The sequence below is a fragment of the Labrys sp. ALF-8 genome, assembly GCF_059699065.1.
This window is the reverse complement of record NZ_AP048538.1, coordinates 844,778-869,612: the sequence shown is the minus strand read 5'-3', so window position 1 is coordinate 869,612 and position 24,835 is coordinate 844,778. Positions and strand designations below refer to the sequence as shown.

The following is a 24,835-nucleotide window of genomic DNA, read 5'->3' as shown; positions in this document are numbered from 1 at the left end:
ATCGCAGGAACGTCACATCTGGTTAGCCTGCCCGAATATGGGAGGGCTTGCATGTCAAGAACGAGCGATTTCAGCGACGCACACAGCGATTTTCCGCGCCTGTGCTTCTACGGTGCAGCCCAGACCGTGACGGGCTCCTGCTTTGGCATCGAGACATCGAAGGCCAGAGTCCTCGTCGATTGCGGCCTGTTCCAGGGCTCCAAGACCGAAAAGGAACTGAACTACAGGCCGTTTCCCTTCGAGCCATCGGCCATCGACGCCGTCCTTCTGACCCACGCCCATATAGACCACAGCGGCCTGCTGCCGAAACTGGTGAAGGACGGCTTCGCCGGCTCGATCTTCACCACCAAGGCGACTGTGGACCTGTGCTCGGTGATGCTGCCGGATTCCGGACACATCCAGGAAATGGAGGTGCAGCAGCTGAACAGCCGCAACGCCAGGCGCGGCCTGCCCGCCGTCAACCCGATCTACGATGCCGACCAGGCAATCGCGACAATGACGCGCTTCCGCCCCGTCGAGTATATGAGCTGGATCGGGATCGCCGAAGGCGTGCGTGCGCGATTTTGGAATGCCGGGCATCTGCTCGGCTCCGCCTCGATCGAAATGGAGATCGAAAGAAAGGATGAAAAGCCTCTGAGTCTTCTATTCTCCGGCGACATAGGCCCCGGTCAGAAGCTGCTGCAGACGGATCCGGAGGCTCCGACGGAACTTGACTATGTGATCTGCGAATCCACCTATGGCGACACCGACCGGCCGCAGGCTTCCGCCGAGAGTCGACGCCGCGCCCTCCGCGCCGAGGTCAAGGCGGCCGCCAAGTCCGACGGCGCGCTGCTCATCCCGTCCTTCGCGGTCGAGCGCACGCAGGAGCTTCTTGTCGATCTCGTCCACCTGATGAATGCGCACGAAATCCCAAAGGTGCCGATTTTCATCGACTCGCCTTTGGCAACCCGCGCCAGCGCCGTGTTCGCCAAGCATGCGCATGACTTCCCCAATGGTGAAGCCCTCCGGGATGCCCTCGACGCACACAACGTGCACTTCACCGAGACCGTCGAGCAGAGCAAGGCGATCAGCCGGATTCACGGCTTCTTCATCGTCATATCGGCGAGTGGCATGTGCGAGGCTGGCCGCATACGCCACCACCTGCGTGACTGGCTATGGCGGGACGAGGCGACCATCCTTCTCGTCGGATTCCAGGCGCAGGGCACGCTCGGGCGTCTGTTGCTGGACGGCGCCTCCCGGGTGCGACTGATGGGCGAGGAAGTGCAGGTTCGGGCCAGCATCCGCTCGATCGATCTCTATTCCGGCCACGCCGACGTGGAGGAACTGGTCTCGTGGCTGTCCGAGCGCCAGCCGATAGGGGGAGCCGTCTTCCTCACCCATGGCGAGCGAGAAGCCATCGACGCACTGAAGGCACGCCTCGCCGCCAGCCTCCCGGGAACGCCGGTTGTCGTACCTGCCATCGATGAGGCATTTGCCGTCACCGGCGGCATCCCAAAGCTGTTGGCCCGGGAACGGCCCGCTCGCATCGAACCGGAGGCTGCCGGCCGCATGGACTGGAACAACGACCTATCGCGGTTGCTGCTCGACATCAGCGATGCGACGGCACGAGCCGCCGATGAAAAGAGCCGCAAGGTCATCATCCGCCGCTTGCGCCGGGCTCTTGCGGACACAGATCCCGTCACTTGAGCAAGATCAAGACCGAACGCGGGCGCCAGGCTACATTCAACGGAGGATCGGGAAGCGATCCGCAGACTGAGCAATATTGGGGATGGACACCATGTCTTATGCGAGCGTGCTGGTTTATGCAGAGGACAACGCGGAAAGCGATCAGCGGGTGCGCCTGGCAAGCATGCTGGCGTCGCGCTTCGACGCACGGCTGGTCGGCATCACCGGTGCCCTGATCGGCACGCTGATGCCTGATCCTGGAGAGCTGCCCTCCGTCAATGCCGCGCTGATGAACAAGGAAGCAGCAGAAGCGGAGTCCCGCATCAGAGACGTCGAGCAACGCTTCCGCAACGCCGCGCCCCTCGGAAAAGAGGCGGTCGAATGGGAGGGCAGCGTACAATTCCCCGGCGACGCGGTCTTCCATAGGTCCGCGACCGCCGATCTCATAGTGGTGGGCAGGCACAACAATGCCGTGCCCAACCTCCTCTACTCTGCTCTCGATCCTGCCGATGTCGTCATGCGCTGCGGCAGGCCCGTGCTGATCGTGCCGCCCGAAACATCGAGCCTGTCGGCCGATCGGATCGTCGTGGCCTGGAGCAACACGCGGGAGGCGCGGCGGGCGGTCCTCGATGCACTGCCTCTGCTGCGGCTGGCTTCCCAGGTCAGCGTGACCGAGGTAGCCTCCCGTGACGGCAGGGCCGCGGCCCTGAAACGCGTCGGTGACGTCGCCGAGTTCCTGCTGCTGCACGATGTCGAGGCCAAGCCCCACGTACTGGACGAGGACGGCATCGATACGGCTGAACGGCTGGTCCTCCATGCAGAGCATGAAAATGCCGATCTCATCGTCGCGGGTGGCTACGGCCATGCCCGGGCCAGGGAATGGGTGTTCGGCGGAGTGACCCGCAGCCTGATGCGCCACTGCCCCAAATGCTGCCTGATCAGCCACTGACACGGCAGGCCGATCTCGACCCAAGAGAACGACGAAGCGCTGGGGACCTGGAACCGGCGAGCGATCGCCAGGGTCCGCGCGACCGGAGCCGGCACTCCCGTAACGCGCCCGCTGGGGAGACTACAGTAGGCACCAACCCCGGAAAAACGCCGGAGTTTGAGGGAAATCAAGGTCGTCAGACCCTCCTCGTGCTTACATGAAGACGTCAACGACGCCAGGATCGGCGCATGCAACATGGAGGTTGGAAATGACTGAGAAATCTTCCGTTCCCGCCACCCGCACGGGTGCTTTCGGCTTTCCCGGGAATGCGTTTCTTTCCCTGCAGCAAGAGATAGACCGCCTGTTCGACGACTTCGGCCGGGGCCTCCCGGGGCTCGCCTCGTTCAACCGGAACGGCCCATCCGTCAACTCCGACCTGGTGCCGCGCATGGACATTGCGGAGACCGACCAGGCCATCGAGCTCACGGCGGAACTTCCCGGCATGCAGGAGAGGGATGTCGAGGTTACCTTGAAGGACAACGTCCTTACCATCCGCGGCGAGAAGAAGGCCGAGCGGGACGAGAAGAAGAAGGACTACCATCTCGTGGAGCGTCGCTATGGCTCCTTCTCGCGCCGGATGGAACTGCCGGCCGGCATCGATGCGGCAAATGTCGAGGCGAAGTTCGCCAATGGCGTGCTGACCGTCACCGTTCCCAAGGTCGCTCCCAGCGTCGCCAAGAAGATCGAGGTGAAGAACGCCGCTTGAAAGGGCTGGACGCGACTCATCGAGCCGCGCCGGCCAGACGGGTCGTTTCGACAGGAGAGACTGGGATGAATGACAAGGTACTTCGGCAATCCATCATCGACGCCCTCGATTTTGATCCTCGCGTTCACGCCGCCAATGTCGGCGTGGCGGTGGAGAACGGCATCGCCACGCTCACCGGCCATGTCGGCAGCTATGCCGAGAAGACGACGGTGGAAGAGATCGTGCATCGGATAAAGGGTATCCGCGCCATCGCGCTTGAGATCGACGTTCGCTACCCGAGCGACAAGAAGACGGACGACGACCAGATCGCCGGCCGTGCAATTGCCGTGATCGCCTGGGATGCGATGGTTCCCGAGGGCGTGGTCGAGGTGAAGGTTGAGAAGGGATGGGTGAGCCTCTCAGGCATGGTTCCTTGGCATTTCCAGCGCCAGGCTGCAGAGACCGCCGTCCGCAAGCTTCACGGCGTGGTGGGCGTGATCAATCGCATTGAAGTCAAGCCGCGCGTGAAGGCGACCGACGTCAAGGCAAAGATCCTCGCGGCTCTGAAGCGCGATGCGGAATTCGAGGCCGACGGCATCCACGTCGATGTGCTCGGTGACAAGGTGATCCTCGACGGCAAGATCAAGGCTTGGCACGAGCGCACGGTTGCCGAGCGTGCGGCTTGGTCTGCCCCCGGCGTTGCCAGCGTGGAGGACAACCTCAAGGTCGCGTGAAGATTGGACGGAGGGTTGTATGATCGCGGCGCCGGTAGCCGTTTCGGATCCGGCGCCGCCATTCGTTCGCCCTCAGTTGCTGAGGAACAGGCAGACCGGGCTCCTCTTCAGCATGGCATGGGTATCACCGCCGAAGGTCCAGTCATGCAGGCGCGCGTGCGACTGCCCGCCCATCACGATCAGGCCAGCCCGCTTCCGGCTCGCGACGGCGAGCAGTTGATCCGCCAGGGAACGTTCGTCAACGCTCTCGACCATCGCCTCGGCCTTGATGCCGTGGCGTCCGAGGAACATGGTGACGTCGCTGACCTGAGACTGGGCCTTTTCCCGAAGCATCTCGGAAGCGACGTCGACCACGCAGACTTCCCTTGCCATCGCGAGCAAGGGCAATGCGTCGAAAACGGCGCGTCGAGCTTCCCGACAATCCTTCCAGGCTATGACGGCATTGGTGCCCAGGGGCGATATGATCGCAGAAGGCGGTACCATGAGAATGGGACGCCCGGCCTCGCGGAGGATCTCGGCGGGGTCGGCCCGGTGATGCGGGGATAGCTCCCACATTTTCTGCCCGACGATAATGAGATCGGCCGCCCGCGCTTCATGCACGAGGAAATGGCCAGGATTGTCCAGCGAACTTCGCCATTCCCATCGACACGCACGCTGTGAGACGACTTCACGGAAACAACGCTCCGCATATCTCAGATCCGATTCCGCCCCCTCCTGCTGCGGCAGGGCGCTCGACCCGCTCAGCGGCGTGAAGCGGGTGGGAGCCAGAACCGGCATCAGGGGAACACTGGCGGACACGCCGATGACTGTCGCACCGTGGACACCGGCGATGTCGCAGGCAAGGCCGATACGGGCAGCGGCATGACTGCTGGCGTCTACATACACCATGACGGCTGCATAAGTCATTTTCGCCCCCTCTCGCGCCCCTGAAAATACCGATACACCAACATGGCAGGCCGCCCATTGCATTGATCGCGATCAACAGAACGTGAGCGCAAGCGTGTCAGCCGCCCTCTCGGCGGCCAAAAGCGCCCTGAAACCGGCTCGACGCCCCGGATGAACTCGTTCATGCCCCTCGACAAGTGACTCCTTGAGACAGATCAATATTCCCTTTCGCAGTTGCAGCAAGAGTGACGATCGCGAAGGGAGCGATCGCCGCCTCCTTGCCGGCCGGTCGAAAGGCCCTGCCCTGGACGGGAAGTGGACATGCATGGCGCATCGAAGATGACAGGCGTGGTGACGGCGATCCGCGGCGCCGTGATCGACGCGAGCTTTACTGCCGGCAGCCTGCCTCCGGTCGGGGACGCGCTGTCGGTCGAAACCGGGGAGACGACCGTGATCGCCGAGGTGCAGGCTCACCTGGATCCCGCCACTGTGCGCGCTGTCGCCTTGCAGCCGACGGCGGGCCTGAGCCGAGGGATGTCCGTCAACGCCATGGGCGGACCGCTCGCCGTGCCGGTGGGCGATGCCATGCTCGGGCGCCTCGTCGATGTAACCGGACAGTTGGGCGACAAGGGACCCGCACTCCCGGAGGATACGCCGCGCCGGCCCATCCACCGGCCACCGCCGGCATTGGCCCGTCAATCCGGCGCGACCGAGATCTTCGCCACGGGCATCAAGGTCCTCGACCTCCTGGCGCCGCTGGCACAGGGCGGCAAGGCGGCGATGTTCGGCGGCGCGGGAGTCGGCAAGACCGTGCTCGTTATGGAACTCATCCATGCGATGGTGGCGAGCTACCAAGGTATTTCCGTCTTCGCGGGCGTCGGCGAACGCTCGCGCGAAGGCCACGAAATGCTCCTCGACATGAGGGGTTCCGGGGTGCTCGATCGCACCGTCCTGGTTTATGGCCAGATGAACGAGCCGCCCGGCGCGCGCTGGCGCGTGCCGATGACGGCGCTCACCATCGCCGAGTATTTTCGCGACGAGCAGCATCGCAACGTCCTGTTGCTGATGGACAACGTCTTTCGCTTCGTCCAGGCGGGCGCAGAGGTTTCCGGTCTTCTGGGCCGTTTGCCGTCCCGCGTCGGCTACCAGCCCACTCTGGCCAGCGAAGTCGCCGCCTTGCAGGAGCGCATCGCGTCGGTCGGCGATGCGGCGGTGACGGCGATCGAGGCCGTCTACGTGCCGGCCGACGACTTCACCGATCCAGCCGTCACGGCGATCGCTGCCCATGTCGACTCCATGGTCGTGCTCTCGCGTGCCATGGCGGCCGAGGGCATGTATCCAGCCGTAGACCCGATCGCCTCCTCGTCCATCCTGCTCGATCCCCTGGTGATCGGGCAGGAACATGCCGATGTCGCCATGGAAGTCCGCCGCGTCATCGAGCACTATCGCGAGCTGCAGGACGTCATTTCTCTGCTGGGCATCGAGGAACTGGGTGCCGATGACCGACGCCTCGTGGAACGAGCCCGCCGGCTGCAACGCTTCCTGACGCAGCCCTTCGTGGTCACGGAGGCCTTCACCGGCGTGGAAGGCCGGTCGGTACCCGTCGCCGACACGATTGCCGGCTGCAAGGCGATACTCGCCGGGGAGTGCGACGGCTGGCAGGAGTCCTCCCTCTACATGGTCGGCACGCTGGAGGAAGCACGCAACAAGGAGCAATCCCTCCGCAAGACGGGAGGCGAGCCATGAGCGGGCGCCTGCATCTGACGATCGCGACCCCCGCCGTGGTGCTGGTGGATGCGAACGACGTGCTCTCCGTGCGCGCCGAGGACGAGAGCGGCTCCTTCGGCATCCTGCCCGGCCACGCGGACCTGCTGACGGTGCTGCCTGCGTCGGTACTGCGCTGGCGCGACGGGAATGGCGCGCAACATTATTGCGCGCTGCAGGGCGGTGTCTTCTCGGTCCGGGGAGGTCTCACGGTGGCGGTCGCCTGCCGGCAGGGAGTGATCGGAGGGGACCTTGCAGGTCTGGAGGCCGATGTGGCCGCCTTCCGAGGCGTAGAACTCGAGGCGGTGCGTGGTTCGCGGGTCGAGGAAACACGACTGCATGCCAGGGCGGTGCGCCAGCTCATGCACCTGCTGAGACCGGGGCCTGGCGGGACCATCGATCTGCATATGGACGGAAACGGTCGATGAACGCCCCCGATCCCAAGGAACCCGAGGACCGCCTGGCCGAAGCCGCCCGCCAGGCGCGCGCACGCAAGGAGGCCGGGGAAAGCCATCCCGAACCCTCGCTCGGCGCACGGCTCGGTCAGATCGGGATTCTGGGCTGGACGATCGTCGTCCCGGCGCTAGCCGGCCTGTTCGCGGGACGCTGGCTCGACCGGCAGTTCGCGTCGGGAGTGTTCTTCTCGGCCCCTCTTCTGATGCTGGGCGCAGCCCTGGGATTTTGGTCCGCCTGGAAATGGATGCACCGCTCATGAACATCGCCTCCTCCCTCACCCACGCCGCCGGCGCTGCATTCTCGCAGTCGGGATTGCTGCTCCTTGCAGCCTGCCTGGTGGGCCTGGCGACCGGGTTGGTCCATTTCGCGGCGCTGCGCTGGAATGCCGGCCTCTATGTGAAGGGTGGCGCCGCTCGCGCGGCAATCATCCAGATCGCGCGCTTCGCCCTGCTGGTGACGGTGCTGGTCGTTCTCGCGAAGCTCGGCGCCGGACCGCTTCTCGCCGGGGCGCTCGGTATCTTTTCAGCGCGCCATATTGTCCTGCGGCGGGAAAGAGCCGCGTCATGAATGCCTCTCCCCTGGTGCTGGAACCCCTCTTTTCCATCGGGCCCGTACCGATCACGGCGCCTGTACTCGTGACCTGGGCAATCATGTCGTTTCTGGTGGGCGGAGCCGCCTGGGCATCCCGGCGTCTTGCCCTGCAGCCATCGAGGCTTCAGGCCTTGCTCGAACTCGTGGTGGAAGCCATTGACGACCAGGTGCGCGGCACGATGCAGGTGGAGCCGGCCCCCTATCGCCCGCTCATCGGCACGATCTTCCTGTTCATCCTCGTTGCCAACTGGTCCTCGCTCGTCCCCGGAATCGAACCGCCGACTGCCCATCTGGAGACCGATGCGGCGCTGGCCCTCATCGTTTTCTGCGCCACGGTTGCCTTCGGGATCTCATCACGGGGGATGGGCGGCTATCTCAGGACCTTCGCCGAACCGAGCTGGGTGATGATCCCGCTCAATCTGGTGGAGCAGGTCACGCGGACCTTCTCCCTCGTGGTGCGCCTTTTCGGCAATGTGATGAGCGGCGTCTTCGTCATCGGCATCGTGCTCTCGCTCGCCGGCCTGCTCGTCCCAATTCCGCTGATGGCGCTCGATCTGCTCACGGGCGCCGTGCAGGCCTACATCTTCGCGGTCCTCGCCACCGTCTTCATCGGTGCGGCGGTTGGGGAGCGCCAGCCGGACGCACCGTCCGCGCCCTCCCCACCCCATCCTGGACAAGGAAAGAAGCCATGAATCCCATTGAGATCGTCAGCATTCTCGCGGCCGCAATCGCCGTATCCTTCGGGGCCATCGGCCCGGCACTCGCCGAAGGCCGTGCCGTGGCGGCAGCGATGGACGCCATCGCGCGCCAGCCTGAGGCAGCCGGCACGCTGTCGCGCACGCTTTTCGTCGGTCTCGCCATGATCGAGACGATGGCCATTTATTGCCTGGTGATCGCGCTGCTGGTGCTGTTCGCCAATCCCTTCGTGAAATAGGCCGGCCATGCGCATCGACTGGTGGACACTGGGCCTCCAGGCCGTCAACGTTCTAGTCCTGCTCTGGCTCCTGCAACGCTTCCTCTTCCGCCCCGTGGCGGCCATCGTCGCCGAGCGCCAAGCCAGCGCGGCAAGGTTCCTCGACGATGCCCAGACGGCGCGCCAGCAGGCTCTGGTCGAGGGCGACGCAGCACGGCGGGAGGCGGCGCAAATCGCGGATGGACGCGCGGAGGCAATCAAGGCTGCCCTCGCCGAAGCGGAAGCACAGAAGGCGGCGCTCCTCTCATCGGCACGAGCCGAAGTGGAACGGCTGCGTGCCGAGGCCGAGGCCGGGATCGCGCGGCTTCGGCAGGAAGAAGCGGCCGCAGCCGACGAACGGGCCAGCCGTCTGGCGGTCGACATCGCCGCCCGGCTCCTCGAATGCCTGCCGGACTCGGCACGGGTGACAGGCTTCGTCGACGGCTTGGTCTCGGCCCTCGCCGATCTGCCGGCGTCCACCCTGGCGCAACTCGGAGCCAATGGATCGCCCGTGCGCCTCAAGGCGCCGCGCTCCCTCTCGCCGGAAGAGATGGCCTCCTGCAGCACCGCCCTCGGCAAGGTTCTCGGGCGTCCGGTCGATGTCGAGGTGGCGGTCGATCCCGGTCTCATTGCCGGTCTCGAAATCGAGGCGGCGCATGTGGCTGTGGGCAACAGCCTGCGCGCCCATCTCAATCGCATTGCACGGGAGTTGGCCCGCCATGACTGACGATGCCCCTCCTCCAGTGGGCGAGGACTGGCTCGCCCGTAGCCGCGAGAAGCTCGCCCGAGTCGACCTGGCTCCCAGCGCCGAGGCGATAGGCCGGGTGGAACAGATCGCCGACGGCCTCGCGCGCATATCGGGCCTGCCGGAAGTGAGGCTGAACGAACTCCTGCAGTTCGAAGGGGGCCGGAACGGCTTTGCGCTCACGCTCGACGCAGATTCGATAGGCGTGGTGTTGCTCGACGAAGGCGATGCCATCGAGGCCGGGTCGCGGGTGACGGGCACCGGGGAAGTGGTACGCGTGCCTGTCGGCTCCGGCCTCCTCGGACGTATCGTCGACCCGCTCGGCCGTCCCCTCGACCAGGGCGACACGGTTGTGCCTGAAGACCATCTCCCCATCGAGAGGCCGGCGCCTGCCATCATCGATCGCGACCTTGTGGCCGAACCGGTCGAGACGGGCGTACTCGTCGTGGATGCCCTGTTCACGCTGGGGCGGGGCCAGCGCGAACTGATCATCGGCGACCGCGCCACCGGGAAGACCGCCCTGGCGTTGGATGCAATGATCGCCCAGAAACACTCCGACCTGATCTGCGTCTATGTCGCCGTCGGCCAGCGGACAACCGCGGTGGCGCGGGTGATCGACGCGGTGCGACGATATGGTGCGCCCGAACGCTGCATCTTCGTCGTCGCTCCCTCTTCAGCCCCGCCCGGCCTGCAATGGATCGCGCCCTTCGCCGGCTTCACCATGGCCGAATATTTCCGCGACCGCGGCGGCCACGTGTTGGTGGTGGTTGACGACCTCACCCGCCATGCCGCCACCCACCGCGAACTGTCGCTGCTGGCGCGCGAACCGCCTGGCCGCGAGGCCTATCCAGGCGATATCTTCTACCTTCATGCTCGCCTGCTCGAACGGGCGGCACGGCTCTCGACCGACCTCGGTGGCGGATCGCTGACCGCCCTGCCCATCGCCGAAACGGATGCCGGCAACCTCTCCGCCTATATTCCGACCAACCTGATCTCCATCACCGATGGCCAGATCGTGCTGGACTCGCGCCTGTTCGCCGCCAACCAGCGCCCGGCCGTCGACGTTGGCCTGAGCGTCAGCCGTGTGGGCGGCAAGGCCCAGAAACCCGCACTGAGGCAGGTATCCGGGCGCATTCGCCTCGACTATTCGCAATTCCTCGAACTGGAGATGTTCACCCGTTTCGGCGGTATCTCCGATGCGCGCGTGAAGGACCGCATCACCCGCGGAGAACGCATCCGCGCCTTACTTTGCCAGCGTCGCTTCGGCACGCTGCGTCCCGCCGACCAGGTCGCCTTGCTTGCAGCCCTTTCGGAGGGGGTCTTCGATACGATGCCTTCCGGAACGCTTGGCTCCCTGCAAACGCATATCGCAGCGTGGCTCGACGGTGATCAGCCCGAGACAGTCGCCGCCCTGGCGCAGGGAAGCCCCCTCGACGAAACGATGCGGACGAGACTGGTCGCCAGCGTGCGTGCCCTTGCCACATCGCTGTCCGCCCCGCAGGAGATTTCGGCATGACGGGACGCCTGAGCGATGTGGAGTCTCGCATCGGGACGGTACATCAACTGTCGGCGGTGGTCACCGCCATGCGTGGCATAGCCGCCGCCCGCTCACGTGAAGCCCGGGAACACCTGGCCGGCATCCGTGCCTATACCCAGACAATCGCGGCGGCTATCGGCACGGCTCTCGCGCTCCTGCCGGAAACGAACACGCCGCAGAGGGGTAAGACTCTGGTCGCACGAGAAGGAACGCTCGTGCTTGCGCTTTGTGCGGGACAGGGCTTTGCCGGTAATTTCAGCGAACGCGTGCTCGATGCGGCCGCGCCCCTTTTCCAAGCCGGCGAGGTGAACCTGGCCGAGGTGGACCTGGCCTTGATAGGAGACAGGGGCCTGGCGGCCGCCGACGAGAAGGGCCTGCCGGTAGGCTGGTTTGCCCCCATGGCATCACATGCGGACGAGGCGGCGACGCTCGCCAGCAGCGTCGTCGAGATGCTTTATCGGCGCCTTGAGGCAGGCACTGTCGATCGGGTCATTCTCATTCACGCAATACCCGACCCGGCTACCGTAAGAATTCAGAGCAAGGCACTGCTGCCATTTGATTTTTCATCGTTCACGGGCGGCAGGTCCGCAATGCCCCCCTTGACGACCCTGCCTCCCCGCCGACTGTTGGAGCGTCTCGCCGAGGAATATGTATTCGCCGAGATCCACGAGGCGATCACGCTCTCCTTCGCAGCGGAAAACGAAGCGCGCATGCGGGCGATGGTGGCGGCCCGGGCCAATGTGGCGAGCACACTCGATGACCTCGTAGGCCTGGCCAGACGCCTGCGACAGGACGAGATTACCGATGAGATCGTCGAACTCGCCGCCGGCACGGCAGCGAGCCAGACGGCGTAAAACTGAGTGTACGGTGAAGGGAATCCCGCAGCCCTATGTGATCCGGTTGTGGTCCAGCATCCCCTTCTGGGCTTCGGCCCACCGGGGATGAGAGCTTCTCCCCGGAGGGCTCGTCGCATCATGACTTGACCTGAATTCATGAGGCTGCAGGCATATCGATCTGCGCGCGCAGACGACGGCCGCTCAAGCTACCGAATGTTCAGTCATCGACGAAGATATGGCTCGTGTGGCCATCGAGATCCTTGCCCCACCAGATGCCCTTCTTTTCGTCGTAGCCATGTCCGCCTTCGAATGCGGCTGCGCATTCGGACGCGTGCCTGACGGCCTCCTCGCGTGTTGCGAAGGAAACGGTCGAAACACAGCGCTCCCTGCTTTCAAGGTCTATCTCGACGATTCGGAAGGGCAAGAAACTCTCCGTTCAGGCGTGCATGGATCGATATCGGCGTCAGCGACGGCGTGCGCGGCTCGCGCGTACCTTGACCGGCACTGGTTGGCGATGCGCCGCAGTCATGCATGCCAAGGCCTGCAAAGTCAGGAAGAGAGGCACTGCAAACAAGGCTGCCGTCACAATTGCATAGGTCATTCCAGTTCCTCCGGCACAACCGCCCGGGCGTATTTCCCGCCTGCGGGTTCAGGTGGATCACCAACGGGGGACAGTAGGCCACGGTGCCGGCCCGGCATCTTTGAGCTGGGTCAAGGAAGTGAAGAAAGTCATGGGGGAATGAAGGCGATCCACCGCCTTCGTGGGCAAAATCTGGGACATTTCGGCTGAGCGACGAGACGCTAGCGGTTGCCTCGAAGGGACTGGAAATAGGCGATGATGGCGTCGATCTGGTAGTCAACCAATTGGGGATTTGGCATTGCCTCTCCCGGTCCCACCTTGGAATGGTCCGATGTCAGCATCTGCCGCAGGACCGCTTCGGGAAGCGCCGATCGCCGGGCGCGGGCCTGCAGATCCTGAGCAGGCGGATCTAGGATGGGAATATTGGCGGGATCCGACGCCACCACGTGGCAGGCTCCGCAGATCATGAGGGCGAGGCGGCGGCCATTGGCGACCTGATCCTCCGGCGCCTGCTGAGATCGCGGGGCTGACAGCGGAGCAAGCAGCATGGCCGACGTGAGAATAGCCGCTGTCCAGGCACGCATCGCTCGCTCCTCCTAAATATCACCTCGCCTCCGGGGCGAACCTCAATTGGGAAGAGATGTCGCCAACCGCCTTGATCTGTCTCAAGTCGCCTTAAGTATCTTCGTTGACACAGGCGGAACCTGTGTTTCAGCATGCAGTCGGCATGCCGGGACACCGGCTCCGTTGATGCGGATCAAGGCTGCCGTCTTTCTGGTTCCTAGTCTGCCAGCGAAACATTCCGGCGTTCTCGCCTGCGATGCGCCACGACACAGGAGGGTTCCTTGCCAGAGCATATGTGTGATATTTGCGGCGTACGTCCGGCCACCATCCGCGTTGCGGTCGTCCAGAACGGACATGAGAAGCAACTCGACGTCTGCGACTACCACTACAGCCAGCTCACGCGGCATCAATCGGCGCTCTCTCCGCTGGAGGCCCTGTTCCGGGGCGGCCTGCTCGACAATTTCTTCGGCGACGGACAGGAGTCCAGTCCCAATCCCCTCGGAGGGCGCCGCCGCCCGCTCGCTCCCGGCCGGGAAGGCCTGGGTCTCGAGCGGCATTTCAGCGAGCAGGCCAAGGAGATCCTCCAACGGGCGGCCGAGCGCGCCGTGCAGTTCGGCAAACGCGAGGTCGACACCGAGCACCTTCTCTATGAGTTGCCCGAGAGCGACATCGTGCAGGCCATCCTCAAGCAATTCAAGATCTCCGTGGACGAACTGCGCGGCCAGATCGACGCCAACGCCACGAAGGGTGACGCAAAGGAATCGCCGGAGGGAGGCCGCATCGGGGTCTCGCCGCGTGTGAAAAGTGCGCTGGACCGTGCCTTCATCGCCTCGCGGGAGTTCGGCCACTCCTATGTGGGGCCTGAGCATATCCTGCTGGGCCTATCGGAGGTTCAGGACAGTTTTGCCGGCGACCTGCTCGCCAAATACGGCCTCACGCCGCAAGCCCTGCGCCAGCAGGCCGTGAAGATCGTCGGCAAGGGATCGGAGGCTGGACACGTCGCCACGCCGTCCAACACGCCGCAGCTCGACAAATACAGCCGCGACCTCACCAAGCTGGCGCGCGACGGCAAACTCGATCCGGTGATCGGCCGTTCCAAGGAGGTCGAGACCACGATCGAGGTGCTGGCCCGGCGCAAGAAGAACAATCCGGTGCTGATCGGCGAGCCGGGCGTGGGCAAGACGGCGATCGTGGAAGGCCTCGCCCAGCGCATCGTCAACGGCGAGATCCCGGAGGTGCTGCGAGACAAGCGGCTTGTCGAGCTGAACGTGAATTCGCTGGTCGCCGGCTCCAAGTTTCGAGGCGAGTTCGAGGAGCGCGTCAAGCAGGTGATGGACGAGATCGCCGCCCACCGCGACGAACTCGTGCTGTTCATCGACGAGGTGCATACCATCGTCGGCGCCGGCCAGGGTGGCGGCGAAGGCGGGCTGGACGTCGCCAACACCTTCAAGCCGGCCATGGCGCGCGGCGAAATGAACCTGATCGGCGCGACCACGCTGAGCGAGTACCAGAAATATATCGAGAAGGATGCCGCCCTGGAGCGGCGCTTCCAGCCCGTCATGGTGGCGGAGCCGAGCATAGAGCAGACCGTCAACATCCTGCGTGGCCTGCGCGACCGGCTCGAGGCGCATCACAAGGTGACGATCCAGGACCAGGCGCTGGTGGCGGCGGCCGAACTGTCCGACCGCTACATCACCGGCCGCTTCATGCCTGACAAGGCGATCGACCTCATCGACCAGGCAGCGGCGCGCGTTCACCTCTCCACGACCTCCCGCCCCGCAGAGATTCAAGAACTGGAGGCTGAGATAGCCCAGCTCAAGCGCGAGCAGACCTACGCCGCCTCGCGCAAGCAGTTCGACCGCGCCAAGGCATTCGAGGATGAGATCGCCGGCAAGAACAAGACCCTCGCCGACGCGTCCGAAGCCTGGAAGAAGAAGATCGGCTCGACCACCGCCGAGGTGACGATCGAGAATATCGCCGAGATCGTCTCGAAGCTGACGGGCATTCCCGTGACCGAACTCACGGAGGAGGAAAAGGACAAGCTCCTCAAGATGGAGGAGCGGCTGCACCAGCGCGTCATCGGCCAGGAGGAAGCTATCCGAGCCGTGAGTGATGCCGTGCGGCTCGCCCGTGCCGGATTGCTGCCCGGCCACAGGCCTATCGCCACCTTCCTCTTCCTGGGGCCGACGGGCGTCGGCAAGACCGAGCTCGCCAAGGCGCTCGCCGAGGTCGTGTTCGGCGACGAGGACGCAATCCTGCGTATCGACATGAGCGAATATATGGAGCGCCACGCCGTCGCCCGGCTGATCGGCGCGCCACCCGGCTATGTCGGCTATGAGGAAGGCGGCCAGCTTACCGAGCGCGTCCGCCGGAGGCCCTACAGCGTGGTGCTGTTCGATGAGATCGAGAAGGCTCATGCCGATGTCTACAATGTCCTCCTCCAGGTCTTCGACGACGGACGGCTGACCGATGGCAAGGGTCGGGTCGTCGACTTTTCAAACACGCTGATCATCGCGACCAGCAACCTGGCGTCCAATGTCATCATGGGTGGCGCGCACAAGCCCGGCTTCCGCCCGGCAGCTCAGACCGAGAACGTCAAGGACGACGTCATGAGCGTATTGCGCAGCCATTTTCGCCCCGAGTTTCTCAACCGCATCGACGAAATCATCATTTTCCAGTCGCTCGATGCCGCCCAGATCAAGACGATCGTCCGCCTCCAGCTCGACAAGGTGAAGAAGACGGCCCAAGGCCAGGATATCGAGCTGGTCTTCGACGACAGCCTTGTCGACCATCTCGCCGCGGAAGGCTACCAGCCCGAATTCGGTGCGCGCGAACTGCGCCGCCAGATCAGGCAATTGCTGGAGACCCGGCTGGCAAAGGCAATGCTGAAGGGCGATATCAAGGAGGGTAGCCGGGTCGTCTGCTCTTATGACGTCACCCGGCATGAAGTGGCCTTTTCGGTTGAGCAGGCTCCCGCCGAAGCAGAGCAGCCGGCCAAGAAGAAGCCTCCATCCCGCAAGGCCAAATCGAAGGCTGCTTGAGACCACACAATCACGGATGGCTAAGACCGGACCTGACTAGATTCAGGTCCGGCGCTGAATGCGGCCGCGGGTCATGCTTTCTGCCGCCTCGATCTCGTTCAGGCTCACTGGCACCATGTGATGCGTGCAGATCTGCGAGGGGTCGGTCCAGGGAAGGAGCGGCGGTGACCTATGATGATCGGTGCCACGGGTGTCAGATCGGCGGAAATTCCAAGCCGCGCCTTTACGGAAGGCTCATTCAGCCACGGACGGGCCACGCCTATCCAGCATGATCCCAGCCCCCTCCCATGGGCCGCGAGCAGGAGGGCTTCGCCTGCAAGACAGCAGTCTTCCGTCGATTGCCTTTCGCCATCCAGCGCGCAGACCACCACGAGAGCGGCCGCTCCGTGAAAGACATCGTCATGGGCATCTGCCAGATGACGGGCAAGCGGAGTATCAGGAGGCAGATGTTCCAGCGCATAATGACGGACCTCAGCCGACAAAGCATGAAGGCGGGCGCTTCCCTCGACCACCGCGAATGCCCAGGGCTGGCGGTTCATGGCGCTGGGGGCAAGCGCGGCAGCCTCGATGAGTTCCTGGAGCACCGACCGGTCTACCGGGGCGCCGATATACTCCCGAACCGCGTGCCGCGTGCGCAGTGCTTCCATCACATCCATTTTGATCCTCCTCTCCAGCGTTGCGACAGGCCTCTCAATGCGACATCAGCACGGGAATTGCCGGCGTCTCCGACAATTCCCGGCTGGCACCGCCCAGCCACTTCTCGAGCGCCGGCGAATGCCCGTAGGCACCCGCAACGACAAGGTCGGCATCCACCGTATCGAGAGAGGCGAACAGGGCCTCGACAGGCGAAATATCGTCGTCGCTCTGCCAGCTCGTGGCCTGCGCCGAAACACCATGGCGCCGGAGATGGGCGATCAGTCGGTCCTGCTCCTGCTGTGGGGAGTTCTTCAAAGAGGAAAAAGTAAAGATGGTCACCCCTTCCGCGGCACGAAGGATCGGCATGGCATCGTGCACGGCGCGCGTCGCCTCGCGGCTGGCGTTCCAGGCGATCACCACCTTCTTTCCGATCGGCTGGTATTGCCATTTATAGGGCAGGAGCAGCATCGGCACACCGGCCGTCAGCAGGATGTCCTCGGGGATCGCCTGCGCGACGAGATCACGAGCCTCGAAGAGGGGCTGGGATGCGATGATCAGGTCGGCGTAATGCGCATAGGGATGAAAATCGCCGTTGCGCGAGCCGGTTTCCGTATGGAATTCGCCACTGATGCCATCGCGGCGGACGGCCTCGTCGAACTGGTCCTGCAGGCCCGTCGCACGATCGCGCCACGGCCCGTCGAACGCCGCCTGAGAACAGGCATCGACGCCGATGAGGCGGGCACCATGTGTGTGAGCCATCGAAATGGCGAGTTTCAACCGGTCATCCGTGTCGGATGTCGGATCCAGATAGACGACGATATCCTTGTAGGCCATGGCGTCCTCGCTCGGGTGCAATGCTGACGGCGAACTTTGCATCCGCCGGGGCTGCGAGCCTTGATGTGCATCAAGGCCGGGAGGCGGCCAGGGCGATCTAGTCGTGACGGCGGATTAGACCGCTTGCCCCTTCAGGAAAGGCGTTACGATGAGGCCCCTTGTTCTTGGTGCGTTGTTTTCACTGATGGCCGCTCTCCCGGCCTCGAGCGGCGATGTGCCGTTCGCCGAGCCCTATCCACCCCAGACAGAGGACACGGCTCGGCTGGCGATGCCCAGTCTCGGCGAGATCATGAGCCTGATACAGCTGCGTCACCTGAAACTCTGGTACGCCGGCAAGACAGGCGCCTGGGATCTGGCGGACTACCAGGTGGGCCAGATCCAGTCCGATCTCAATCGGGCGGCGCTGCTCTACGTTAATATACCGGTGCCCTATATCAAGGCGATCAATCAGCCTCTGGCCGACATGCGGCAGGGCGCCAAGAACAGGGATGCGGAGAAGTTTACGCGTGCCTACACCACGTTGACGGCGGCATGCAATGGCTGCCATGCCGCTGGCAACGTCGGTTTCATCCGCATTCAGACTCCCACATCCGCCCCCTTTACCAACGAGGATTACGGCAGTCAGCCGTGAATGGCCGGTTAAGGCGACAACGGTTGATCTCCATCAAGGCGGGCGGCCGCGGGACACCTAGCATCATCCGCATCAAAAGGGAGATCCTGCGATGTCGAGAATGATGAAAGCCGCCGTCGTCCATGCCTTCGGCCAACCCCTCCGGATTGAGGACGTACCTGTTCCAGTGCCCGGTCCGGGCGAGCTTCTGGTCAAGGTCATGGCATGCGGCGTATGCCATACCGACCTCCACGCCGCCGATGGCGACTGGCCCGTCAAGCCCAGGCCCCCCTTTATTCCCGGTCACGAGGTAACGGGCATCGTCGCCGAGCTAGGTCCCGGCATAACCGATTTCAAGTTGGGCGATCCCGTGGGCGTGGCCTGGCTGCATGACGCCTGCATGCGTTGCGAATATTGCGAGACCGGGTGGGAAACCCTGTGCGAGCATCAGCATGACACCGGCTACAGTTGCGACGGCGGCTTCGCGGAATATGTCATAGCCTCCGCCCCCTTCGCCGCCAGGCTGCCCGCCAATGTCGACTTCGCGAGCATGGCGCCGATCCTGTGCGCCGGCGTCACGACCTACAAGGGACTGAAGGAAACCGAGGCACGCCCGGGCGAATGGGTCGCCATCTCCGGTATCGGGGGGCTTGGCCACGTCGCCATCCAGTACGCCAAGGCGATGGGCCTGCACGTCGTCGCGCTGGACATCGCGCCTGAGAAACTTGCCCTGGCTCGGACGGCGGGTGCCGATATCGCCGTCGATGCCCGCTCCAACGATGCCGTCGAACAGGTCCTGGCGGCGACGGGCGGCGGGGCTCACGGCATCCTGGTGACCGCGGTCTCTCCCCCCGCCTTCTCCCAGGCCCTGCGGATGGTGCGGCGGCGCGGCACCGTGAGTCTGGTCGGCCTGCCGCCCGGCGAGTTCGCCACGCCAATCTTCGATGTGGTGCTCAAGCGCATCACGGTCCGTGGTTCCATCGTCGGGACGCGCCGGGATCTCGACGAGGCGATACGTTTCGCGGCGGAGGGCAAGGTGCACGCCGAGATCACCAAAGCGCCATTGAGCGACATCAACCGCATCTTCGCGGACCTGAAGGCCGGCCGCATCGAAGGACGCATGGTGCTCGACATGGCCGCGTCACTGGCGCAGTCAGTCCCGCATCTCGAAACGGCAGCGAATTGACCGATCTCCGACCGGAGTTTCCCAATGCCATTGCATCCCGCTCGGCGCCGGCGTGCCTTCCTGGCCTGGGCCATCTTGGCCTTGATCGCTGCCAAGGCGGCGTTGCAATGGCTTCTGCCCGATCGTCGGGATGATCGGGCGGCGTAAAGCGCGAGGCGCGAGTGCCGCAGAGTTTGTACGGATTCATTTGGCGGATCAGCGGATCCCACCAGATCCTGGTAACGTTGCTTTCGATCCTGCTCTTCGCCATCGGCACCTCTTCCATCGAGGTCCAAAGGCGGATCGTCGACGATGCCTTCCGGGGCGGGCACTATGCGCCCATCCTCGTGCTTGCCGGGATCTATCTTGCGATCGTGGTCACCGAGGGGCTGGTAAAGCTTGCTCTCAACGTCTACCGAAACTGGATCGGGGAAGCAGCGGTACGTTCCCTTCGCCTGGCAGTCTTCGCGACCGTCCGGCGCAAGGAAACCCCTGTCTTCTCCAGCGCGGCCGAGGGGATCCAACTCTCCATCGTGCTGGATGAGGCCGATCCCATCGGTGGCTTCGTCGGCGAGAGCTTGTCCGAACCGGTGCTGCAGGCTGGCGTTCTGCTTTCAGTGACGGGATACCTCCTCTACCTGCAGCCGCTAATGGCGCTCGTGGTCATCTTCGTGTTCTTCCCGCAGATCGGTTTCGTGCCGCTGATGCAGTCGGCGATCAACAGGCGCGTGCAGGACCGGATCGCCATATTGCGCGAGATGAGCGGCACCATTGTCAGCGCCGGCGGCGCCACGGACAAGAACGGCGAGCAACATGCCCGCATCCAGGCCATTTTTGGCAAGAACATGGGTATCTACAAGCTCAAGTTCTCCATGAATTTCCTGATGAACCTGATGACCCAGTCGGGCACGGCCTCCATACTGGCTTTGGGAGGTTATTTCGTGGTCACGGGCCAGACAGAGATCGGCACGGTGGTCGCCTTCCTGTCGGGGCTATCGAAGATCAATGATCCCTGGGGCGACCTGGTCACCTGGTACCGCGATCTCCAGGCCACTCGCGTCAAATACGCGCTTGTGCGCGATGCCGCCCGCATCGGAGCGATCCAGGCCGACTGACGGCTGGCGGCGGCTAGCCCGCCAGGCCGTCTTCTTGCCGGAAGGGACACGCCGCCGTTCCGGACATGCGAAGCGGAAAGCCGGCCGCGGATCGTCCCGCCCGGGCGAGCCGTCAATGGGAACGCGGCAGGACCTGATGATCGGTGCGGAAATGCTTGCGCGCGATGGCGAGCAGTTCCCTGTCGGTGGGATGGTCCAGAGTCTCCACGGCGGCAATGCGGCTCGCGAGAGACGGGACGTGCTGGTCGATATAGCCGGCCAACTGATGCTTGGCATCGGCCGGCCCCGTGATGACCACCGCCCCGGCATCGCCGACGGCTTTCACGGTCTCCGCGAGAAAGTCCTTGTCGTCCTGGCTCTTGCCCGCACCGATGCTGCCGGCCTTGTGATGGATCTGATGCGGAGGATCCTTGGGATGGATCACCTGCTCCTCCATGCCCTCTCGACCGAAATGGATGATCCTCGCCTCTCGATGATCGAGCCACACGATCGCATGATAGAAATCGGACATGTCATGTTCCTTTCGTTGGGGTGAATTGGCGGATTGTTGGGTGCCCAGCTTTTTTCCTCAAGATGTCAGCCTGGGATAAAGACGGGCGGCAACGGCCATGAGGACGAGCGACACGGCTATCAGCACCGCGCAGTCCGTCCCGAGGCCGAACTTGCTGGCGCCGCCCTCGAGCATCAACGCCCGCAGGGCGTCCACTTCGTAGGTCAGCGGATTGGCAAGTGAGATCACGCGCAGCCAAGATGGCATCAGTTCGACCGGATAGATGGCGTTGCTGGCGAAGAAGATCGGCATCGTGAGAACCTGCCCGATCCCCATGAAGCGGTCCCGCGTCTTCACGATGCAGGCCATGATGAGCGAGAAGGTCGAGAACAGGGCCGACCCCAGCGTTATCATTGCGGCAACGGCGATCAGCGCCAGAGGATGAAGATTGAGGGAGATGCCGAGCGCAAAGGACAGGAGGTAGACGACGACAGCCTGTGAGAGGCCGCGCATGCCGGCGGAGATCGCCTTGCCCAGGACGAGTGCCGTCCGGGGAGCGGGGCTCACCATATAGCGATGAAGCACGCCGAGATCCCGTTCCCAGATCGCTGCAATCCCGTAGAAGATCGCCGCGAACAGAACGCTTTGGGCCAGGATGCCGGGCGCCAGGAAATCGATATAGCGCCCCTCCCCCGATGTCAGCCCGCGGACCTGCGCCATCACCTCGCCGAAGAGCAGAAGCCAGAGGGCCGGCTGGATGGCGCGGGTGAACAACTCGCTGGGATCACGCCGCAGCTTGCTCATCTCCGCGGCGGTAACGGCATAGACCTGCGTGGCATATCCGGAGATCCCGCCCGAGACCGGGCTAGCCGTGCGCGCGGGCGCTGAGCCGTGACTGGCGGACATTGCCATAGTCTCCTCCTTGTTCAATGTCGCCGCCGGCGATCCTGGTGAAGACGTCATCGAGCGTCGCGCCAGGACCTATCTCTGCTTTCAAGGATTCCGCCGAACCGACCTTCTCGAGCCGGCCCCGATGCAGGACGCCTATGCGATCGCACAGGGCCTCTACCTCATCCATAAGATGCGTCGTGACGAGGATCGTCGTTCCGAAACGCTCGCGCAGATTGCGAATATGATCCCAGATCGCGTCCCTCGCCACGGGGTCGAGGCCTACCGTCGGCTCGTCCATGATGAGCAGCAGCGGCCGATGCAGCGTGCTCTGTGCAATTTCGAGCCTGCGAAGCATGCCTCCCGAGTAGTGCTGAGCCTGCCTGTCCGCGGCTTCCGCCAAGCCCGTCATCGCCAGGGCTTCGGCCATGCGTGTCCCCCGTTCCGCGCCCGGTATGAGATAGAGCCGCGACGACAGGAGTAGGTTCTCGCGTCCCGTCAGAGCACCATCGGCGGAAAGGAGCTGGGGCACGTAGCCGATAAGCGCCCGGACGGCCCTTGAATCGCGCATGATGTCGTATCCAGCGATACGAGCCGTACCGCTGGTTGGAGGCAGCAAGGTGGTCAACATCTTGATCAATGTCGACTTTCCCGCCCCATTGGGGCCGATGAGCCCGAAGATCTCTCCGGCTGCGATCTCCAGCCGGACGTCGTCGACGACCCTGTGCGTACCGAATGCCTTGCTCAATCCCTCGATGCTCAAGAGAGGAGCGGGCACCCGCGCCGACATGTCGGTCGCTGTCCGAAGATGGTCCATGAGTGGCCTTTCCGATTCTGCCTCCGAAGAAGCACCCGCCCTCACCCGCAGCCCACTCTACCGACCACCCTCGACAGCGTTTTGATTCAGGACAAAGCGAGCCGCCTCTGACGGTTTGCGTCTCCCATCAAGACTGCATCGACCCCGTCTCCACGAACCGTTGGTGCCAGGACAGTGCTTCGTTGAGGAGCGAAGGCGATTGCTGTCCATAGGAATGCTCGCGAGCGCGGCGGAAATAATCGGCCAGGGCCGGCCGGTAGTCCGGATGGGCGCAATTCTCGATGATCGCCTTGGCTCGCTGCTTCGGAGACAATCCGCGCAAGTCCGCCAGGCCCTGTTCGGTGACGATCACCTGCACGTCCTGTGTGATGTGATCCACATGGCTGGCCTGGGGGACGATCGCGGATATCCGGCCATTCTTGGCGGTGGAATGGGTCATGAAGATCGAGACATAGCCGTTGCGCGCGAAATCGCCCGAGCCGCCGATGCCATTCTGAATGCGCGATCCCATGATGTGGGTGGAATTGACGTTGCCGTAGATATCCGCCTCGATCATGCCGTTCATGGCGATGCAGCCCAGACGCCGGATCAGTTCGGGATGGTTGCTGATCTCCTGGGGGCGCAGAATCATCTTGCCGGCGAAACGGGGCATATCCGCATTGAGGCGCTCCGCCGCTTCCGGGCTGAGCGAAAAGGCCGTGGCCGACGCCATGCGCAGTTTGCCGGCGGACAGCAGGTCCAGCATGCCGTCCTGGATGACCTCGGTATAAGCGGTCATGTCGTCGAAGGGACCATCAAGCAGGCCGCCGAGTACCGCATTGGCGATGTTGCCGACGCCCGACTGGATCGGCAGCAGCGAGGGCGGAAGACGTCCCTTGGCGACCTCATGCCGGAAGAATGTCAGCAGGTGGCCGGCGATAGCTTCCGCCACGGCGTCGGGTGCGGCAAAGGGCAGGTTGCGATCCGGCGCATGGGTCTCGACGACGGCAATGACCTTGTCCTGATCGCAGCGCAGATAGCGTTCGCCTATGCGATCGTCGGGCCGCAGCAGGGGGATGGGTACCCGATGCGGCGGAAGTGCCGTGCCGTAGTAGATGTCGTGCATGCCCTCCAGGGCGTCGCTCTGCCAGGAATTGACCTCCAGGATCACCTTGCTGGCCCGGTCCAGCCATGTCTTGTTGTTGCCCACGGACGATGAGGGCACGAGCGAACCATCCGGTCGTATGGCCGTCACTTCGACGACCGCAACGTCCAGAGGGCCGAGGAAACCTTGCCATGCCATGGGGGCAACCTGGCTCAGATGGAGATCGAAATACTCCATTTCTCCACGATTGATCTTCTCGCGGGCGATCGGATCGGAGTTGTAGGGCAGACGGAATTCGATGCCGTTGGCCTTGGCCAGGGCTCCATCGAGTTCCGGTCCCGTCGAAGCACCCGTCCATACACGTACGCGGAATGGATTGCCGGCCGCATGCTCGGCCTCGATGCGGGCTGCCAGCGCCACGGGAACGCTCTTCGGATAGCCAGAGCCGGTGAAGCCGCTCATGCCGATGGTGCTGCCCGACGGGATCAGCGCGGCCGCCTCCTCGGCACTCATGAGTTTATCACGCAGCCTGGCGCAGCCCATCCGTCCGCCGCTTGTCCTCATCCGTCCCTCTCCCATGGCGATCCGTCCCGTGTCTCCCGGCGCTCGGCCGGCAACTCCCCCCAGCCAAAGCACGGCCACCGAAAGTCCACCTTGACGACGATCAAACTCTCGTAGCGGGCAATCTCGTTCGACCGCGACAACCACCCCGAGCGCTTTGATCCAGATCAATGTGCCGCAAGGTGACCATAGGTAAATTTGGTAATGCTAGGCGCGAACCGAGAATGTGCGGTCCTCGAAACGACAATCATATTAAAAGAGGCCCTGCCCATTCGCCCCCGATCGTGTCGCGCTCAAACTCTTGCGTAGACTGGTCCAGAGAATGAACAGGGACAAGACTTCGGGCGGGCTGCTGCTGCAATGCATCGCCGCCGCCGGACAGGGAACCGATTTTCCGACGATCTGGGATACGATCCTGCGCCGACACCCTTTGGTCATAGGCGTGCCCATGCAGATCTATCGTGAGGGTCGCCCGCTTCTGGAGGTCCGCCTGGTTACCAACCAGAGCCTCATCTACGATTCCCACCAACATGGATATACAATCGTATAATATACTCCGGCGCATGGGGATTGCCGCTGGTATGCACTCGCATACACGCCCCGACTCCCGGC

General features: G+C 63.8%; 27 protein-coding genes. 18 read left to right on the top strand and 9 right to left on the bottom strand.

Annotated elements, in window-relative coordinates; genetic code table 11:
* Nucleotides 1-51 precede the first annotated feature (51 nt).
* The 4 genes from AC6H34_RS23885 to AC6H34_RS23870 all read left to right on the top strand — a co-directional run bounded on the left by AC6H34_RS23885 (nt 52) and on the right by AC6H34_RS23870 (nt 4,072).
* Entirely contained in the window at nt 52-1,686 is a 1,635-nt protein-coding gene (locus AC6H34_RS23885; RefSeq protein ID WP_497540450.1) for an MBL fold metallo-hydrolase RNA specificity domain-containing protein, read from the top strand.
* Nucleotides 1,687-1,777: 91 nt separating this feature from the next.
* Nucleotides 1,778-2,614 (top strand): universal stress protein, encoded by an 837-nt coding sequence (locus tag AC6H34_RS23880; protein ID WP_448147440.1) that lies wholly within the window; start codon nt 1,778-1,780, stop codon nt 2,612-2,614.
* A gap of 247 nt (nt 2,615-2,861) precedes the next feature.
* Nucleotides 2,862-3,359, top strand: a complete 498-nt coding sequence (locus AC6H34_RS23875) for an Hsp20/alpha crystallin family protein (RefSeq protein WP_497540449.1) — start codon at nt 2,862-2,864, stop codon at nt 3,357-3,359.
* Nucleotides 3,360-3,424: 65 nt separating this feature from the next.
* The gene (locus tag AC6H34_RS23870) at nt 3,425-4,072 is read left to right on the top strand and encodes a BON domain-containing protein (RefSeq protein WP_448147438.1); all 648 of its coding nucleotides are present in this window, start codon (nt 3,425-3,427) and stop codon (nt 4,070-4,072) included.
* Between the two features lie 72 nt (nt 4,073-4,144).
* Here the strand turns inward: AC6H34_RS23870 and AC6H34_RS23865 are convergent, their stop codons facing one another.
* Nucleotides 4,145-4,978 carry a universal stress protein gene (locus tag AC6H34_RS23865; RefSeq protein ID WP_497540448.1) on the bottom strand — a complete coding sequence of 278 codons (834 nt, stop codon included), beginning with the start codon at nt 4,976-4,978 and terminating at the stop codon, nt 4,145-4,147.
* A gap of 300 nt (nt 4,979-5,278) precedes the next feature.
* Between AC6H34_RS23865 and atpD the strand changes: the two genes are divergently transcribed.
* The 9 genes from atpD to AC6H34_RS23820 are packed head-to-tail and all read left to right on the top strand — an operon-like array spanning nt 5,279 to nt 11,856.
* A complete protein-coding gene (gene atpD / locus AC6H34_RS23860; protein WP_497540447.1) occupies nt 5,279-6,703 on the top strand; it encodes a F0F1 ATP synthase subunit beta in 1,425 nt (474 codons plus the stop codon).
* On the top strand, nt 6,700-7,149 hold the full coding sequence (locus AC6H34_RS23855; protein WP_497540446.1) for a F0F1 ATP synthase subunit epsilon: 450 nt from the start codon (nt 6,700-6,702) through the stop codon (nt 7,147-7,149). The genes atpD and AC6H34_RS23855 overlap by 4 nt, the downstream gene beginning before the upstream one ends.
* Nucleotides 7,146-7,436 (top strand): AtpZ/AtpI family protein, encoded by a 291-nt coding sequence (locus AC6H34_RS23850; protein WP_448147434.1) that lies wholly within the window; start codon nt 7,146-7,148, stop codon nt 7,434-7,436. Before AC6H34_RS23855 ends, AC6H34_RS23850 begins: the two co-directional genes overlap by 4 nt.
* Entirely contained in the window at nt 7,433-7,744 is a 312-nt protein-coding gene (locus tag AC6H34_RS23845; RefSeq protein ID WP_497540445.1) for an N-ATPase subunit AtpR, read from the top strand. Before AC6H34_RS23850 ends, AC6H34_RS23845 begins: the two co-directional genes overlap by 4 nt.
* Nucleotides 7,741-8,460 (top strand): F0F1 ATP synthase subunit A, encoded by a 720-nt coding sequence (locus tag AC6H34_RS23840; RefSeq protein WP_497540444.1) that lies wholly within the window; start codon nt 7,741-7,743, stop codon nt 8,458-8,460. The genes AC6H34_RS23845 and AC6H34_RS23840 overlap by 4 nt, the downstream gene beginning before the upstream one ends.
* A complete protein-coding gene (locus AC6H34_RS23835; RefSeq protein WP_448147431.1) occupies nt 8,457-8,702 on the top strand; it encodes a F0F1 ATP synthase subunit C in 246 nt (81 codons plus the stop codon). Before AC6H34_RS23840 ends, AC6H34_RS23835 begins: the two co-directional genes overlap by 4 nt.
* Before the next feature lie 7 nt (nt 8,703-8,709).
* Nucleotides 8,710-9,447, top strand: coding sequence for a F0F1 ATP synthase subunit delta (locus AC6H34_RS23830; protein WP_497540443.1), 738 nt, complete (start codon nt 8,710-8,712; stop codon nt 9,445-9,447).
* Nucleotides 9,440-10,981: a F0F1 ATP synthase subunit alpha gene (locus AC6H34_RS23825; RefSeq protein WP_497540442.1), complete on the top strand. Its 1,542-nt coding sequence runs from the start codon at nt 9,440-9,442 to the stop codon at nt 10,979-10,981. The genes AC6H34_RS23830 and AC6H34_RS23825 overlap by 8 nt, the downstream gene beginning before the upstream one ends.
* Nucleotides 10,978-11,856, top strand: a complete 879-nt coding sequence (locus tag AC6H34_RS23820; protein ID WP_497540441.1) for a F0F1 ATP synthase subunit gamma — start codon at nt 10,978-10,980, stop codon at nt 11,854-11,856. The genes AC6H34_RS23825 and AC6H34_RS23820 overlap by 4 nt, the downstream gene beginning before the upstream one ends.
* Before the next feature lie 199 nt (nt 11,857-12,055).
* Here the strand turns inward: AC6H34_RS23820 and AC6H34_RS23815 are convergent, their stop codons facing one another.
* Both AC6H34_RS23815 and AC6H34_RS23810 read right to left on the bottom strand, forming a co-directional pair.
* The gene (locus AC6H34_RS23815) at nt 12,056-12,262 is read right to left on the bottom strand and encodes a hypothetical protein (RefSeq protein WP_497540440.1); all 207 of its coding nucleotides are present in this window, start codon (nt 12,260-12,262) and stop codon (nt 12,056-12,058) included.
* A 377-nt stretch (nt 12,263-12,639) separates the two neighbouring features.
* Nucleotides 12,640-13,002 carry a c-type cytochrome gene (locus AC6H34_RS23810; RefSeq protein ID WP_497540439.1) on the bottom strand — a complete coding sequence of 121 codons (363 nt, stop codon included), beginning with the start codon at nt 13,000-13,002 and terminating at the stop codon, nt 12,640-12,642.
* Nucleotides 13,003-13,263: 261 nt separating this feature from the next.
* On the opposite strand from AC6H34_RS23810, the gene AC6H34_RS23805 reads away from it, so the two are divergent.
* Complete coding sequence (locus AC6H34_RS23805) at nt 13,264-16,023, top strand: ATP-dependent Clp protease ATP-binding subunit (protein ID WP_497540438.1); 2,760 nt, start codon at nt 13,264-13,266, stop codon at nt 16,021-16,023.
* A 104-nt stretch (nt 16,024-16,127) separates the two neighbouring features.
* Here the strand turns inward: AC6H34_RS23805 and AC6H34_RS23800 are convergent, their stop codons facing one another.
* Both AC6H34_RS23800 and AC6H34_RS23795 read right to left on the bottom strand, forming a co-directional pair.
* A complete protein-coding gene (locus AC6H34_RS23800) occupies nt 16,128-16,679 on the bottom strand; it encodes a nitroreductase family protein (RefSeq protein WP_497540437.1) in 552 nt (183 codons plus the stop codon).
* A gap of 34 nt (nt 16,680-16,713) precedes the next feature.
* Nucleotides 16,714-17,493, bottom strand: coding sequence for a universal stress protein (locus AC6H34_RS23795; protein WP_497540436.1), 780 nt, complete (start codon nt 17,491-17,493; stop codon nt 16,714-16,716).
* A gap of 148 nt (nt 17,494-17,641) precedes the next feature.
* Here AC6H34_RS23795 and AC6H34_RS23790 point away from each other — a divergent pair, with 148 nt between their 5' ends.
* From AC6H34_RS23790 to AC6H34_RS23780, 3 genes are all read left to right on the top strand, one after another.
* Complete coding sequence (locus AC6H34_RS23790; RefSeq protein WP_448147423.1) at nt 17,642-18,124, top strand: hypothetical protein; 483 nt, start codon at nt 17,642-17,644, stop codon at nt 18,122-18,124.
* 91 nt (nt 18,125-18,215) lie between these two features.
* Nucleotides 18,216-19,289, top strand: coding sequence for an alcohol dehydrogenase AdhP (gene adhP / locus AC6H34_RS23785; RefSeq protein ID WP_448147422.1), 1,074 nt, complete (start codon nt 18,216-18,218; stop codon nt 19,287-19,289).
* 161 nt (nt 19,290-19,450) lie between these two features.
* Nucleotides 19,451-20,383 (top strand): ABC transporter transmembrane domain-containing protein, encoded by a 933-nt coding sequence (locus AC6H34_RS23780; RefSeq protein WP_448147421.1) that lies wholly within the window; start codon nt 19,451-19,453, stop codon nt 20,381-20,383.
* A gap of 112 nt (nt 20,384-20,495) precedes the next feature.
* Here AC6H34_RS23780 and AC6H34_RS23775 read toward each other — a convergent pair whose 3' ends face one another.
* The 4 genes from AC6H34_RS23775 to scpC form a co-directional block, all read right to left on the bottom strand.
* The gene (locus tag AC6H34_RS23775) at nt 20,496-20,894 is read right to left on the bottom strand and encodes a translational machinery protein (protein WP_448147420.1); all 399 of its coding nucleotides are present in this window, start codon (nt 20,892-20,894) and stop codon (nt 20,496-20,498) included.
* Between the two features lie 57 nt (nt 20,895-20,951).
* On the bottom strand, nt 20,952-21,779 hold the full coding sequence (locus AC6H34_RS23770; RefSeq protein WP_497540435.1) for an ABC transporter permease: 828 nt from the start codon (nt 21,777-21,779) through the stop codon (nt 20,952-20,954).
* Nucleotides 21,739-22,578 carry an ABC transporter ATP-binding protein gene (locus AC6H34_RS23765; protein WP_497540434.1) on the bottom strand — a complete coding sequence of 280 codons (840 nt, stop codon included), beginning with the start codon at nt 22,576-22,578 and terminating at the stop codon, nt 21,739-21,741. Before AC6H34_RS23765 ends, AC6H34_RS23770 begins: the two co-directional genes overlap by 41 nt.
* 127 nt (nt 22,579-22,705) lie before the next feature.
* Nucleotides 22,706-24,241 (bottom strand): succinyl-CoA:acetate CoA-transferase ScpC, encoded by a 1,536-nt coding sequence (gene scpC / locus AC6H34_RS23760; RefSeq protein ID WP_497541272.1) that lies wholly within the window; start codon nt 24,239-24,241, stop codon nt 22,706-22,708.
* 304 nt (nt 24,242-24,545) lie between these two features.
* Here scpC and AC6H34_RS23755 point away from each other — a divergent pair, with 304 nt between their 5' ends.
* Entirely contained in the window at nt 24,546-24,773 is a 228-nt protein-coding gene (locus tag AC6H34_RS23755) for a hypothetical protein (protein ID WP_448147416.1), read from the top strand.
* Nucleotides 24,774-24,835: the final 62 nt, after the last annotated feature.

Bases quoted from the DNA above. Each gene is read 5' to 3' on its own strand.
- AC6H34_RS23885 (WP_497540450.1), top strand. From the start codon at position 52: ATGTCAAGAACGAGCGATTTCAGCGACGCACACAGCGATTTTCCGCGC.
- AC6H34_RS23880 (WP_448147440.1), top strand. From the start codon at position 1,778: ATGTCTTATGCGAGCGTGCTGGTTTATGCAGAGGACAACGCGGAAAGC.
- AC6H34_RS23875 (WP_497540449.1), top strand. From the start codon at position 2,862: ATGACTGAGAAATCTTCCGTTCCCGCCACCCGCACGGGTGCTTTCGGC.
- AC6H34_RS23870 (WP_448147438.1), top strand. From the start codon at position 3,425: ATGAATGACAAGGTACTTCGGCAATCCATCATCGACGCCCTCGATTTT.
- AC6H34_RS23865 (WP_497540448.1), bottom strand. From the start codon at position 4,978: ATGACTTATGCAGCCGTCATGGTGTATGTAGACGCCAGCAGTCATGCC.
- atpD (WP_497540447.1), top strand. From the start codon at position 5,279: ATGCATGGCGCATCGAAGATGACAGGCGTGGTGACGGCGATCCGCGGC.
- AC6H34_RS23855 (WP_497540446.1), top strand. From the start codon at position 6,700: ATGAGCGGGCGCCTGCATCTGACGATCGCGACCCCCGCCGTGGTGCTG.
- AC6H34_RS23850 (WP_448147434.1), top strand. From the start codon at position 7,146: ATGAACGCCCCCGATCCCAAGGAACCCGAGGACCGCCTGGCCGAAGCC.
- AC6H34_RS23845 (WP_497540445.1), top strand. From the start codon at position 7,433: ATGAACATCGCCTCCTCCCTCACCCACGCCGCCGGCGCTGCATTCTCG.
- AC6H34_RS23840 (WP_497540444.1), top strand. From the start codon at position 7,741: ATGAATGCCTCTCCCCTGGTGCTGGAACCCCTCTTTTCCATCGGGCCC.
- AC6H34_RS23835 (WP_448147431.1), top strand. From the start codon at position 8,457: ATGAATCCCATTGAGATCGTCAGCATTCTCGCGGCCGCAATCGCCGTA.
- AC6H34_RS23830 (WP_497540443.1), top strand. From the start codon at position 8,710: ATGCGCATCGACTGGTGGACACTGGGCCTCCAGGCCGTCAACGTTCTA.
- AC6H34_RS23825 (WP_497540442.1), top strand. From the start codon at position 9,440: ATGACTGACGATGCCCCTCCTCCAGTGGGCGAGGACTGGCTCGCCCGT.
- AC6H34_RS23820 (WP_497540441.1), top strand. From the start codon at position 10,978: ATGACGGGACGCCTGAGCGATGTGGAGTCTCGCATCGGGACGGTACAT.
- AC6H34_RS23810 (WP_497540439.1), bottom strand. From the start codon at position 13,002: ATGCGTGCCTGGACAGCGGCTATTCTCACGTCGGCCATGCTGCTTGCT.
- AC6H34_RS23800 (WP_497540437.1), bottom strand. From the start codon at position 16,679: ATGGATGTGATGGAAGCACTGCGCACGCGGCACGCGGTTCGGGAGTAT.
- AC6H34_RS23795 (WP_497540436.1), bottom strand. From the start codon at position 17,493: ATGGCCTACAAGGATATCGTCGTCTATCTGGATCCGACATCCGACACG.
- AC6H34_RS23790 (WP_448147423.1), top strand. From the start codon at position 17,642: ATGAGGCCCCTTGTTCTTGGTGCGTTGTTTTCACTGATGGCCGCTCTC.
- adhP (WP_448147422.1), top strand. From the start codon at position 18,216: ATGTCGAGAATGATGAAAGCCGCCGTCGTCCATGCCTTCGGCCAACCC.
- AC6H34_RS23775 (WP_448147420.1), bottom strand. From the start codon at position 20,894: ATGTCCGATTTCTATCATGCGATCGTGTGGCTCGATCATCGAGAGGCG.
- AC6H34_RS23770 (WP_497540435.1), bottom strand. From the start codon at position 21,779: ATGTCCGCCAGTCACGGCTCAGCGCCCGCGCGCACGGCTAGCCCGGTC.
- AC6H34_RS23765 (WP_497540434.1), bottom strand. From the start codon at position 22,578: ATGGACCATCTTCGGACAGCGACCGACATGTCGGCGCGGGTGCCCGCT.
- scpC (WP_497541272.1), bottom strand. From the start codon at position 24,241: ATGGGAGAGGGACGGATGAGGACAAGCGGCGGACGGATGGGCTGCGCC.
- AC6H34_RS23755 (WP_448147416.1), top strand. From the start codon at position 24,546: ATGAACAGGGACAAGACTTCGGGCGGGCTGCTGCTGCAATGCATCGCC.